The sequence below is a fragment of the Agromyces sp. P1_H4 genome (genome assembly GCF_056405255.1).
On record NZ_JBFUCL010000068.1, the window covers coordinates 1 to 13,228 of the forward strand.

General features: G+C 70.1%; 8 protein-coding genes. 2 read left to right on the plus strand and 6 right to left on the minus strand.

Features of this window, described 5'->3' with window-relative positions:
- Positions 1-68: 68 nt before the first annotated feature.
- Complete coding sequence (rpoC, locus tag AC1DY2_RS06485) at positions 69-3,965, minus strand: DNA-directed RNA polymerase subunit beta' (protein ID WP_159603945.1); 3,897 nt, start codon at positions 3,963-3,965, stop codon at positions 69-71.
- Positions 3,966-4,006: 41 nt separating this feature from the next.
- Positions 4,007-7,498, minus strand: coding sequence for a DNA-directed RNA polymerase subunit beta (gene rpoB, locus AC1DY2_RS06490; RefSeq protein ID WP_476761673.1), 3,492 nt, complete (start codon positions 7,496-7,498; stop codon positions 4,007-4,009).
- 346 nt (positions 7,499-7,844) lie between these two features.
- On the opposite strand from rpoB, the gene AC1DY2_RS06495 reads away from it, so the two are divergent.
- On the plus strand, positions 7,845-8,615 hold the full coding sequence (locus AC1DY2_RS06495; RefSeq protein WP_476761674.1) for a spermidine synthase: 771 nt from the start codon (positions 7,845-7,847) through the stop codon (positions 8,613-8,615).
- A 70-nt stretch (positions 8,616-8,685) separates the two neighbouring features.
- Complete coding sequence (locus tag AC1DY2_RS06500; RefSeq protein ID WP_476761675.1) at positions 8,686-9,546, plus strand: spermidine synthase; 861 nt, start codon at positions 8,686-8,688, stop codon at positions 9,544-9,546.
- A 40-nt stretch (positions 9,547-9,586) separates the two neighbouring features.
- Here the strand turns inward: AC1DY2_RS06500 and AC1DY2_RS06505 are convergent, their stop codons facing one another.
- The 4 genes from AC1DY2_RS06505 to AC1DY2_RS06520 all read right to left on the minus strand — a co-directional run.
- The gene (locus AC1DY2_RS06505) at positions 9,587-11,224 is read right to left on the minus strand and encodes a glycoside hydrolase family 10-like protein (RefSeq protein ID WP_476761676.1); all 1,638 of its coding nucleotides are present in this window, start codon (positions 11,222-11,224) and stop codon (positions 9,587-9,589) included.
- A gap of 101 nt (positions 11,225-11,325) precedes the next feature.
- Positions 11,326-12,186, minus strand: coding sequence for a 5-oxoprolinase subunit C family protein (locus AC1DY2_RS06510; protein WP_476761677.1), 861 nt, complete (start codon positions 12,184-12,186; stop codon positions 11,326-11,328).
- Entirely contained in the window at positions 12,183-12,815 is a 633-nt protein-coding gene (locus AC1DY2_RS06515) for a 5-oxoprolinase subunit B family protein (protein ID WP_476761678.1), read from the minus strand. Before AC1DY2_RS06515 ends, AC1DY2_RS06510 begins: the two co-directional genes overlap by 4 nt.
- Positions 12,812-13,228, minus strand: a 417-nt coding sequence (locus AC1DY2_RS06520) for a LamB/YcsF family protein (RefSeq protein ID WP_476761679.1), incomplete at its 5' end; no start/stop codon positions are given. The genes AC1DY2_RS06520 and AC1DY2_RS06515, both read right to left, overlap by 4 nt.

The window sequence follows — 13,228 nt, forward strand, 5'->3', positions numbered from 1 at the left end:
GCCCTGAACGACCCCGGGTACGACGAAGGGCCCCGGATCGCTCCGGAGCCCTTCGGTCGTATCGGCGACTAGCTGTAGTTGCCGGGGGTGAAGTCGTCGCTCGAGAACGCGTCGAAGTCGACGAAGCTGAGGTCTCCCTCGGCGAAGGCCGCGTCGTCGGCGAAGATGCGGTTGGGGTACCGCTCCGCCTTCGCCTCCTCGGTGGCCTCGACCGCGACGTTCCGGTACTTGTTCAGACCGGTGCCCGCGGGGATCAGCTTTCCGATGATCACGTTCTCCTTCAGGCCGACCAGCGGGTCGGACTTCCCCTCCATGGCGGCCTGCGTGAGCACGCGGGTCGTCTCCTGGAAGGACGCGGCCGACAGCCACGACTCGGTCGCGAGCGAGGCCTTGGTGATACCCATGACCTCCTGGCGAGCCGACGCCGTCTTCTTGCCCTCGGTGAGCGTGGCGCGGTTGATCTCGTTGTACTTCGAGCGGTCGACGAGCTCGCCGGGCAGCAGGTCGGTGTCGCCGTGGTCGACGACGGTGACCTTGCGCAGCATCTGCCGCACGATGACCTCGATGTGCTTGTCGTGGATCGGCACGCCCTGCGAACGGTAGACGTCCTGGACGCCGTCGACGAGGTGCTTCTGCACCTCGCGGACGCCCTTGACCCGGAGGACCTCCTTCGGGTCGACGGTGCCGACGATCAGCTGCTGGCCGAGCTCGACGTGCTGGCCGTCCTCCACGAGCAGCGTCGAACGCTTGAGCACGTTGTACGCGATGGGCTCGTCGCCGTTGTCGGGCGTGAGGATGACCTTGCGCTGACGCTCGGTCTCGTCGATCGTGATGCGACCCGGGGCCTCGACGATGGGCGACGCACCCTTGGGGGTACGTGCCTCGAAGAGCTCCTGCACGCGGGGAAGACCCTGCGTGATGTCGTCGGCCGAGGCCGAACCACCGGTGTGGAAGGTACGCATCGTGAGCTGCGTGCCGGGCTCGCCGATCGACTGGGCCGCGATGATGCCGACGGCCTCGCCGATGTCGACGAGCTTGCCGGTCGCGAGCGAACGGCCGTAGCACTTCGCGCAGACGCCGACCGCGGACTCGCAGGTCAGCACCGAGCGGACCTTGATGGTCTCGACGCCGGCACCGAGCAGCTTGTCGATGAGCACGTCGCCCACGTCCTCGCCGGCCTCGGCCACGACCTCGCCCTTGGCGTTCACCGCGTCGGCGGCGAGGCTGCGGGCGTAGACCGCGTTCTCGACGTTCGGGTCGCGGACGAGCTCGCCCGTGGCATCCGTCGTCGCGATCGCGAGGTCGAGCCCACGGCCGGTGCCGCAGTCGTCCTCGCGGATGATGACATCCTGCGAGACGTCGACCAGACGACGCGTGAGGTAGCCCGAGTCGGCCGTACGGAGGGCCGTGTCGGCCAGACCCTTTCGGGCACCGTGGGTCGCGATGAAGTACTCCGCCACCGACAGCCCCTCGCGGTACGAGGAGATGATCGGGCGGGGGATGATCTCACCCTTCGGGTTGTTCACGAGGCCTCGCATGCCGGCGATGTTGCGCACCTGCAGCCAGTTACCACGAGCACCCGACGTCACCATGCGGTTGATGGTGTTGTCGGTCGGGAAGTTCTCCTGCATGGCCTTGGCGACCTCGTCGGTGGCCTTCGTCCAAATCTGGATGAGCTCCTGGCGACGCTCGAGGTCGGTCGTCAGACCCTTCTCGAACTGCGACGTGACCTTCGCGGCCTGCTTCTCGTACTTCGAGACGATCTCGCCCTTGTTCGGCGGCGTCAGGATGTCGGAGAGCGCGACGGTCACGCCGGAACGGGTCGCCCAGCGGAAGCCGGCGTCCTTGATCCGGTCGAGGGTCGCGGCGACCTCGGTCTTCGGGTAGCGCTCGGCGAGGTCGTTGACGATCGCCGAGATCTGGCCCTTGCCGGCCTGCTGGTTGAAGAACGGGTAGTCGACCGGCAGCGCCTCGTTGAAGAGCGCACGACCGAGCGTGGTCTCCATGAGGAACGGCTTGCCCGAAACGAAGCCCTCGGGCTCGTCCCCCTCGGCGAAGTGCAGCCCCTCGAGGCGGATCTTCACCGTGGCGTTGAGGTCGAGCGCGATGTCACCCGGACGGTTCTGGTCGAACGCGAGGATGGCCTCGGCGATCGACGAGAACGCGCGACCCTCGCCGGCTGCGCCGGGCTTGTGGGTCGTCAGGTGGTGCAGGCCGATGATCATGTCCTGCGTGGGCAGGGTCACCGGACGGCCGTCGGATGGCTTCAGGATGTTGTTCGACGCCAGCATCAGGATGCGGGCCTCGGCCTGGGCCTCGACCGACAGCGGCAGGTGCACGGCCATCTGGTCGCCGTCGAAGTCGGCGTTGAACGCCGCGCAGACGAGCGGGTGCAGCTGGATGGCCTTGCCCTCCACGAGCTGGGGCTCGAAGGCCTGGATGCCGAGGCGGTGCAGCGTGGGCGCGCGGTTCAGCAGCACGGGGCGCTCGCGGATGATCTCCTCGAGCACATCCCACACCTGCGGACGCGAACGCTCCACCATGCGCTTGGCGGCCTTGATGTTCTGCGCGTGGCTCAGGTCGATGAGGCGCTTGATCACGAACGGCTTGAAGAGCTCCAGCGCCATCTGCTTGGGCAGACCGCACTGGTGCAGCTTCAGCTGCGGACCGACCACGATGACCGAACGGCCCGAGTAGTCGACGCGCTTGCCGAGCAGGTTCTGGCGGAAGCGACCCTGCTTTCCCTTGAGCATGTCGCTCAGGGACTTCAGGGCGCGGTTGCCGGTGCCCGTGACGGGGCGACCACGACGGCCGTTGTCGAACAGCGCGTCGACGGCCTCCTGCAGCATCCGCTTCTCGTTGTTCACGATGATCTCGGGGGCCCCGAGGTCGAGCAGCCGACGAAGGCGGTTGTTGCGGTTGATCACACGACGGTAGAGGTCGTTGAGGTCGGAGGTCGCGAAGCGGCCGCCGTCGAGCTGGACCATCGGGCGAAGCTCCGGCGGGATCACCGGCACCACGTCGAGCACCATCGCGGCCGGCGAGTTGCCGGTCTGCAGGAAGGAGCTGACGACGCGGAGTCGCTTGATCGCGCGGATCTTCTTCTGGCCCTTGCCCTCGGCGATCTGCAGGCGGAGGTCTTCCGCCTCGGCCGCCAGGTCGAACGCCTCGAGGCGCTTCTTGATGGCCTCGGCGCCCATGTAGGCGTCGAAGTACATGCCGAAGCGGTCCTGGAGCTCGTGGAACACCGAGTCCTCGGGCTTGAGGTCGCCGACCTTGAGGGTGCGGAAGTCCTCCCACACGCGCTCGAGGTGCGCGATCTGCTCGTCGGCGCTCTTGCGGACGCCGGCCATCTCCTTGTCGGCGGCGGCCTCGGCGCGCTTCTTCTGGTCGGACTTGGCGCCCTCGGCCTCGAGACCGGCGAGCTCCTCCTCCTTGCGTGCCATGAGCGTGGCGATGCGCGCGTCGCGCTGGTCGCCGATGGTCTTGATCTCGAGCCGGAGCTCGTTCTCGAGGCCGGGCATGTCGGCGTGACGACCCTCGTCGTCGACGTCGATCACCATGTAGGCGGCGAAGTAGATGACCTTCTCGAGGTCCTTCGGCGCCATGTCGAGCAGGTAGCCGAGGCGCGAGGGCACGCCCTTGAAGTACCAGATGTGCGTGACGGGGGCGGCGAGCTCGATGTGGCCCATCCGCTCACGGCGCACCGAGGACTTCGTGACCTCGACACCGCAGCGCTCGCAGACGATGCCCTTGAAGCGCACTCGCTTGTACTTGCCGCAGGCGCACTCCCAGTCGCGGGAAGGTCCGAAGATCTGCTCGCCGAAGAGGCCGTCCTTCTCGGGCTTGAGCGTGCGGTAGTTGATGGTCTCGGGCTTCTTGACCTCGCCATACGACCAACGACGGATGTCGTCGGCGGTGGCCAGACCGATGCGAAGCTCGTCAAAAGTGGTTGCGTCGAGCAATTTCTCTCCTAGAAAAATCTCAGTCGTCGTTCTGGCCGGGTTCAGATCTCGTCGATGTTCGACGACTCGAAGCGCGCGGAGATGTTGATGCCGAGCTCCTCCGCTGCGCGGAAGGCCTCGTCATCGGTGTCTCGCAGCGAGACCGCGGTGCCGTCGGCCGAGAGCACCTCGACGTTCAGGCAGAGCGACTGCATCTCCTTCATGAGCACCTTGAAGGACTCGGGGATGCCGGGCTCCTGGATGTTCTCGCCCTTGACGATCGCCTCGTACACCTTGACGCGGCCGAGGATGTCGTCGGACTTGATCGTGAGGAGCTCCTGCAGCGCGTAGGCAGCGCCATAGGCCTCGAGGGCCCACACCTCCATCTCACCGAAGCGCTGGCCACCGAACTGCGCCTTACCACCGAGCGGCTGCTGGGTGATCATCGAGTACGGGCCGGTGGAGCGCGCGTGGATCTTGTCGTCCACGAGGTGGTGCAGCTTCAGGATGTACATGTAGCCGACCGAGACCGGGTACGGGAAGGGCTCGCCCGAGCGACCGTCGAAGAGCTGCGTCTTGCCGGTCGAGTCGATGAGGCGCTCGCCGTCGCGGTTGGGGAGCGTCGAGTCGAGCAGACCCGCGATCTCCTCCTCGAGTGCGCCGTCGAACACCGGGGTCGCGACCTTGGTGCCGGGGGCGGCCTCGTGCGCGTCCTTCGGGAGCTTCTTGGCCCACGACGGGTTGCCGTCGACCTTCCAGCCCTGCTTGGCGACCCATCCGAGGTGCGTCTCGAGCACCTGGCCGAAGTTCATTCGGCCGGGGATGCCCAGCGGGTTCAGGATGACGTCCACGGGCGTGCCGTCGGCGAGGAAGGGCATGTCCTCGACCGGGAGGATCTTCGAGATGACGCCCTTGTTGCCGTGACGGCCCGCGAGCTTGTCGCCCTCGGTGATCTTGCGCTTCTGGGCGATGTAGACGACCACGCGCTGGTTGACGCCCGAGCCGAGCTCGTCGTCGCCGTCCTGCGAGTCGAACACCTTCACGCCGATGATCGTGCCCTGCTCGCCGTGAGGCACCTTCAGGGACGTGTCGCGCACCTCGCGGCTCTTCTCGTTGAAGATCGCGCGGAGGAGGCGCTCCTCAGCGGAGAGCTCGGTCTCGCCCTTCGGCGTGACCTTGCCGACGAGGATGTCGCCGGGGCGGACCTCGGCGCCGATGCGGATGATGCCGCGCTCGTCGAGGTCGGCGAGCAGGTCGGGGCTGACGTTGGGGAGGTCACGGGTGATCTCCTCCTTGCCGAGCTTCGTGTCGCGCGCGTCGACCTCGTACTCCTCGATGTGGATCGACGAGAGCACGTCGTCCTTCACGAGGTTCTGGCTGAGGATGATCGCGTCCTCGAAGTTGTGACCCTCCCACGGCATGAACGCCACGAGGAGGTTCTTGCCGAGCGCGAGCTCGCCGTTGTCGGTCGCGGGACCGTCGGCGATGACCTCGCCGGCCTCGATGCGCTCGCCTGCCGACACCACCACGCGGTTGTTGTACGACGTGCCCTGGTTGGAGCGGTCGAACTTGCGCAGGTAGTAGGTCTGCGTGCCGCCCTCGTCGAGCTGCACGGTGACCGAGTCGGCCGACACCTCGGCGACGACGCCCGCCTTGTCGGCGGTGATCACGTCACCGGCGTCGACGGCCGCGTAGCCCTCCATGCCGGTGCCGACGAACGGCGAGTCGCTGCGGAGCAGCGGCACCGCCTGGCGCTGCATGTTCGCACCCATGAGGGCGCGGTTCGCGTCGTCGTGCTCGAGGAACGGGATGAGCGAGGTCGCCACCGACACCATCTGGCGCGGCGAGACGTCCATGTAGCCGATCTCGTCGGCGGGGAACAGGTCGACCTCGCCGCCCTTCTTGCGGGCGAGGACGCGCTCCTCCTGGAAGTGGCCGTCGGCCTTCAGCGGCGCGTTGGCCTGGGCGACGATGTAGTCGTCCTCCTCCATCGCCGTGAGGTAGTCGATCTGCTCGGTGACCTTGCCCGAGACGACCTTGCGGTACGGCGTCTCGATGAAGCCGAACGAGTTGATGCGCGCGAACGACGCGAGCGAGCCGATCAGGCCGATGTTCGGGCCTTCAGGGGTCTCGATCGGGCACATGCGGCCGTAGTGCGACGGGTGGACGTCTCGGACCTCGACGCCCGCGCGGTCGCGCGAGAGGCCGCCGGGGCCGAGCGCGCTCAGGCGACGCTTGTGCGTCAGGCCCGCGAGCGGGTTGTTCTGGTCCATGAACTGCGACAGCTGCGAGGTGCCGAAGAACTCCTTGATCGCGGCGACGACGGGTCGCACGTTGATCAGGGTCTGCGGGGTGATCGCCTCGATGTCCTGCGTGGTCATGCGCTCGCGAACGACGCGCTCCATGCGGCTGAGGCCGGTGCGCACCTGGTTCTGGATGAGCTCGCCGACCGCGCGGATGCGACGGTTGCCGAAGTTGTCGATGTCGTCGACGTCGAGGCGGATGTCGACCGCCTTGCCGCCGCGGCGACCCGCGATGGTGGTGCGCTCGTCGTGGAGGGCGACGAGGTACTTGATCGTGGCGACGATGTCCTGCACCGTGAGCACCGAGTCGGTCAGCGGAGCCTCGAGGCCCAGCTTGTTGTTGATCTTGTACCGGCCGACCTTGGCGAGGTCGTAGCGCTTCGGGTTGAAGTAGAAGTTGTCGAGGAGCGCACGCGCGGCCTCGGCGGCGACCTGCTCGCCCGGACGGAGCTTGCGGTAGATGTCCTTGAGCGCCTCCTCCTTGGTGAGGATGTTGTCCTTCTCGAGGGTGAGCGCGATCGACTCGTAGCCGGCGAACTCCTCGAGGATCTCCTCGCTCGTGAGGCCGAGGGCCTTGAGGAAGACGGTCACGGACTGCTTGCGCTTGCGGTCGATGCGCACGCCGACCTGGTCGCGCTTGTCGATCTCGAACTCGAGCCATGCACCACGGCTCGGGATGACGCGAGCCGAGTAGATGTCCTTGTCGGAGGTCTTCTCGGGGGTGCGCTCGAAGTAGACACCGGGCGAGCGGACGAGCTGCGACACGACGACACGCTCGGTGCCGTTGATGACGAAGGTGCCCTTGGGGGTCATGAGCGGGAAGTCGCCCATGAAGACGGTCTGCGTCTTGATCTCACCGGTGAGGTGGTTCATGAACTCGGCGTTCACGTAGAGCGGGGCGGAGTAGGTCTTGCCCTTCTCCTTGCACTCGTCGATCGTGTACTTCGGCGGCTCGAGCTCAGGGTTGGTGAACGAGAGCTGCATGGTCTCGCCGAGGTCCTCGATCGGGGAGATCTCCTCGAAGATCTCCTCGAGGCCCGTGTGCTCGGGCAGGTCCTGGCGGCCGGCCTCCTCGGCCTCGGCGACGCGTGCCTTCCACGCGTCGTTGCCGACCAGCCAGTCGAAGCTCTCCGTCTGGAGTGCGAGCAGGTCGGGCACGGTGAGGGTGTCGGTGACCTTTGCGAACGAGAGGCGGCTTGCACCGCGTCCGTTCTTGGGGGTGGGCGTGGTCGCGTTGCGCGCAGCAGCCAAGTGAATAACCTCCATCGGCCCCGTCGGGCCGGTTCACTGTCGGTAGCGGAGAGTGGAACCCCTCAGACGTTTGCGGATGCACGAGGTCTGGAACCCCGGCACGCGAAGCCGACCGCAATATGAAGGCATGGTGGGTCTGGGAGCGCAAAGGTCAACTATATGTCAAACGACGCGCCATGTCCAGCGAGATTCTTGATTTGTTCCGGGATCTCCGGTATAACCGCGCGGATGCCCCGCCGATTCCCGGTTGCGGCCGGGAGATCCGGCAGCGGGCGGCCCGAAATCGCGCGGTTCGCGCGGCCGGAACGCGCAGCTCGAGCGGCCGCGGACGTGGCACGATGCAGGCATGTCGCACCCCCGCATCGAGTTCGAGGCCGACGTCTTCTCGCCGACGGGCCTCACGCTCCTCGTGGATGGCACGGCCCAGTCGCACGTGGATCCGAGCGATCCGACGAGGCTGTTCTTCGAGTACATGCGGCGCCTCGGCCACGTGCTCGATGCCGTGGCGCCGGCGGGCGAACCGATCAAGGTCCTCCACCTCGGCGGCGGCGCGATGACGCTGCCGCGCTACGTCGCGGCGACCCGGCCGGGGTCCCACCAGGTGGTCGTCGAGCTCGATCCCGAGGTCGCCGCCACCGTGCTCGACCGGCTCCCGCTGCCGGCCGGCGAGGACATCGAGCTCCGGCTCGCCGACGCCCGCGATGCGGTCGCCGTCCTGGCGGCGGCGACCGAGCGGCCGGCCCTCGACGCGGTGGTGGTCGACGTCTACGAGGGGCTCGATGCGCCGGCGTTCGTCGACGAGCCGGCATTCCTGGGCGGATGCCTCGCGCTCGTGCGCTCCGGCGGCATCGTCGCCGTGAACGTGGCCGATGCGCCCGGCCTCACCCGCCTGCGCGCGCAGGCCCGCGCGTTCGCCCGCGCCGACCCCGCGGCGGAACTGCTCGTCGCCGGCGACCCGACGGTGCTCTCGGGCGCGGAGGAGGGCAACGCGCTCCTGGTCGCCACTCCCGGCGGCCTCCCCGAGGGGCTCGCCGACCGGCTCGCCGCGGCCGGGCCGTTCCCCGGGGCGGTGCTCACCGGCCACCGTCTCGACGCGGCGCTCTGGGGCGCCTGCTGACGTGCCGTACGACGCGGTGGCGGATGCCGCGGCGCCGCGCCCCTCGCAGCGGGCGGGTAGCGTGGCATCCGTGTCAGACCTCGAACGACGCCTCTCCGTGAGCGGCCATGTCGCCCGCCTCGAGGAGTCGCGCTCGGTGCCCGGGTCGTGGACGCTCTACGTCGACGGCACGCCGCAGTCGCACGTCGAGGTCGAGCGCCCCGACTGGCTCGGGTTCGAGTACGTGCGGCGCATCGGGCACGCCATCGATCTCGTGCGTCCCGACGGCGCGCCCATCACGGCCGTGCACCTCGGCGGTGGCGCGCTGACGCTCCCCCGTTACGTCGCCGCCACGCGTCCGGCCTCGCGCCAGCAGGTGGTCGAGCTCGAGAGCGAACTCGTCGACCTGGTGCGCGAGCACCTGCCGCTCCCCCGCGGCGCGCAGGTGCGGGTGCGGCACGGCGATGCCCGCGAGGTMCTCGCGAAGCTGCCCGCCGGCCTCGACGGCGCGGTCGACATCGCGGTGGTCGACATCTTCTCGGGCGCGCGCACCCCCGCGCACGTGACCAGCGCGGAGTTCTACGGGCTCCTCGTGCCGCGCCTCGCGCCCGGCGGCATCGTCGCCGTCAACGTCGCAGACGGCGCCGGCCTCGCGTTCGCGCGCTCGCAGGCCGCGACCCTCGCACACGTCTTCGCGCACGTCGCGATCGCCGCCGACACCTCGATGTTGAAGGGCCGGCGGTTCGGCAACGTCGTCATGTACGCCTCGCACGACGAGCTGCCGTTCGCGGGCCTCCCCCGCCGGCTCGCGAGCGACCCCGCCCCGGCGAAGCTCGTCGACGGCGACGAGCTGCACCGGTTCATCGCGGGCGCGCCGGTGGTGACGGATGCCACGGCGGTGCCGTCGCCGCCGCCCGCGCGCTCGATCTTCCTGTCCAAGCCCGGTCGCTGACCCGACCGGCGACCGGCGGGCCGGCGTCGCCGCGCTGCGGTCAGCTCGAGCGGCGCACCACGCTCGGCGCGCTCTCGTTCCACACGCGGTCGAGCGCGGTGACGACGTAGCGGTACGTCGACCCCTCCGCGGCCGAGGCATCCGTCCAGCGCTGCACGACGCCCGACTGCGTGCGGACCGTCGCGAGCAGGTTTGCGGCGTCCTCGACGTCGATGGCCCCGGTGCCGCCCTCGACCCGGTACACGGCGAACGAGGTGGCCCGCAGGCTCGGYGGCGCGGCATCCGACCACTGCAGCTCGACGCCCGCGTCGGTGCGGGTCGCCCTCGTGAGCACGGGCGCGCGCACGTCGGTGGCCGGCAGCCACTCCATGGCGGGCACGATGGCGGGGTGGGCGTAGTGGTCGGCGAGCACGCGGGACATCGAGCCCTGCGGGTCGGCTGGCACGTGCTTCGCCGAGAAGTACACGTTGCCGTGCACCGGCGTGCCGGCGTCGTCGATGCCCCGGTCGAGCGTCAGGTGGTTCGAGAGCTCGGCCGGGTCGGTGAACACGCCCGACGTCACCTTGTAGAGCGCCTCGCCGATGTAGAGGTGCGTGCCGGATGCCGCGGCGACCCCGGCCCACCACGGCACGAGCTTCGCGTAGTCCGCGACGGCCAGGCCGATCTGCCAGTACACCTGCGGGTTGATGTAGTCGAGCCAGCCCTCCAGCACCCACTTGCGGGTGTCGGCGAACTGCAGGTCGTAGGACTGCGAGCCGCCCGTGTCGGACCCGAGGGGGTCGGTCGTGCGGTTCCGCCAGATGCCGAACGGGCTGATGCCGAACTTCACCCACGGCTTCAGCGCCTTGATGCGCTCGGAGATCGAGTGCACGAAGGTGTCGACGTTGTGCCGGCGCCAGTCGGCGACATCGGCGAAGCCGGCACCGTGCGCGGCGAAGGTCGCGGCATCCGGGATCACCTGCCCGGCCACCGGGTAGGGGTAGAAGTAGTCGTCGAAGTGCACGCCGTCGAGGTCGTAGTGCTCGACCGAGTGCAGGATCGCCTGTTGGATGTGCTCCTGCACCTCGGGCAGGCCCGGGTCGAAGTAGAGCTTGCCGCCGTAGGCCCACACCCACTCGGGGTGCACGCGAGCGGGGTGCTCGGGCACGAGCTGCGCGGGGGAGGCCTGCATCGAGACGCGGTAGGGGTTGTACCAGGCGTGCAGCTCGAGGTTTCGGCGGTGCGCCTCGTCGACGATGAAGGCGAGCGGGTCGTAGCCCGGATCCTGGCCCTGCACACCGGTGAGGTACTGCGACCACGGCTCGAGCGGGCTCGGCCAGAACGCGTCGGCGGTGGGCCGCACCTGCACGAACACGGCATTGAGGTGGAACTGCTCGGCGACGTCGAGCCAGTGCAGGAACTCGGCGCGCTGCTCGTCGGCGGCGAGACCGGTGCGGCTGGGCCAGTCGATGTTCACGACCGACGAGATCCACATCGCCCGAAGCTCGCGCTTGCGCGGGGCGAGTGCGGCGCCCGCGGCGGTGCCGGCGCCTTCGGCGTACGCGGTGCCGGGCGTCAGCGTGCCGACGGTCACGGTGAACGCGGATGCCGCGACACCGGCGACGGCCAGGGTGAGGAAGTCGCGGCGGCCGAGTCCGCTCGGCGTCGGGTCGTCATGTGTCGTGGCGTCGAGGGGCATCGTCGATCCTCCAAGGTCGGTATGGAAGATACTTCCACGCGATGCCCGGTTTGTGAAGAGTTGCTTCCGCGAGGAGGGCCGCGGGCGGGCGACGGGCCGCCTCACGCGTGGCGGAAGCGGACCTCCTGGCCGGGCCGCAGTTGCGCGACGGCGTCGAGCGAGCCCGCCGCGACCACCGCGATGACCGGGTACCCGCCGGTGACCGGCCGGTCGGCGAGCAGGATCGTCGGCCGTCCGTCGCCCGCGACCTGCATCGACCCGGGCACCGTCGCCTCGCTCGCCAGCTCCCCCGCTCGGCGGCGCGCGAGCTCGGGCCCGAGCAGCCGCGCGCCGATGCGGTCGGCCTGCCCGGAGAGGCGCCAGGCGGACTCGAAGAGCGTCGCGGCCGCGGCATCCGTGAACCAGTCGACTCTCGGCCCCGGCAGGAGCGCGAGCGTGACAGCCCCATCGGGCGGCGGGAACGCGACGTCCTGGTCGACGACGGGCACGGATGCCGCGGGCTCCGCGCCGATCGGGAGCCCCTGCCCGGCCGCCACCGGCCCGGGCCCGAGGGCGGCGAGCGTGTCGTGCGAGCGCGAACCCAGGGCGGCGGGCACGTCGAGTCCGCCGCGCACGGCCAGCACGTAGCGGATCCCGCGGGCGGCGACGCCGACCTCGAGCACGGCACCGTCACGGGCGCGCGTCGCCGTGTAGGGCGGCACCGGGCGCCCGTCGAGCGTCACCGGCCCCCAGGCGCCGGTCACCGCGAACCAGGCCTCACCCTCGAACCGGCCCCGGAACCCGCCCACGGCCAGCTCGAGCGCCGCGGCGCCGTCGGGATTGCCCACGAGCCGGTTCGCGAGCGTGAGCGCGCCGCGGTCGAGCGCACCGGATGCCGCGACGCCCAGGTGCGCGAGGCCCGGCCGGCCGAGGTCCTCCACGAGCGCCGAGGCGCCCGGGTGCTCGACGCGCAGGCGGGTCATCCCGCGTCGACCGCCTCGAAGCGCACGCGACGCCCGGGCGCGAGCAGCGCGGGGTCGGCCGACTCGGCATCCCAGAGCGTGGACGTCGTTCGCCCGATCAGTCGCCAGCCGCCGGGACTCTGGCGCGGGTAGACGCCGCCGAAGGCCCCGGCGAGCGCGACGGACCCGGCCGGCACCCGCGGGCGCGGCGCGTCGAGCCGCGGCACCTCGAACGGCCAGTCGTCGCTCACGAGGTAGCCGAAGCCCGGCGCGAAGCCGATGAACGCCACCCGCCAGTCGATCGAGGTGTGCCGGGCCACCAGGGCTTCCGTCGAGACGCCCAGCAGCGCCGCCGTCGCGACGAGGTCGTCGCCGTCGTAGGAGACCGGGATCGTGACCGGCGACGCCGCGGCGCCCGCGACCCGCGATCCCGCCTCGGCGGGGATGCGCCGCACCCAGGTCGCCGCGGACTCGAGCGCCATGCGCGCGGGATCGACGGCGACGAGGATCGTGCGGGCGGCCGGCACGAGCTCGACCACGCCCGGCTTCGGATCGGCGGCCAGCGCGTCGTGCAGCGCGAGTACCTCCTCGAGCGAGTCGCACTCGACGAGCAGGGCCGCGTCGCCGCTCGGCAGCAGCCGGCGGGTCATGCGAACGCCCGGATCTCGATGCGGGCGGCCTCGAGGGCGGCGCGGACGGCGCGGGCCATCGCCACGGCGCCCGGGGTGTCGCCGTGCAGGCACAGCGAGTCGGGCGCGAGCTCGACACGGCTGCCGTCGTCGGCCGTGATGCCCCCGGTCTCGGCGAGCTCGAGGGCGCGGTCGGCGGCCGCGGCCGGATCGTCGATCACCGCGCCGGGCTCCCCGCGCGGCACGAGCGAGCCGTCGGCGACGTAGCCCCGGTCGACGAAGGCCTCACGGGCGAAGCGGAGCCCCGAGGCATCCGACGCCCGCTCGAGGGCGCTCGACGGCGGCCCGAGCAGCGGCAGCGTGGCGTCGTAGCTGGCCACCGCCTCGGCGAACGCGTGCGCCGCCGCCTCGTCGACCGCGAGCCGGTGGTAGAG

Excerpts from the sequence above, each read along its gene's own strand:
- AC1DY2_RS06515 (WP_476761678.1), bottom strand. The coding sequence starts at position 12,815 with ATGACCCGCCGGCTGCTGCCGAGCGGCGACGCGGCCCTGCTCGTCGAG.
- AC1DY2_RS06495 (WP_476761674.1), top strand. The coding sequence starts at position 7,845 with ATGTCGCACCCCCGCATCGAGTTCGAGGCCGACGTCTTCTCGCCGACG.
- AC1DY2_RS06510 (WP_476761677.1), bottom strand. The coding sequence starts at position 12,186 with ATGACCCGCCTGCGCGTCGAGCACCCGGGCGCCTCGGCGCTCGTGGAG.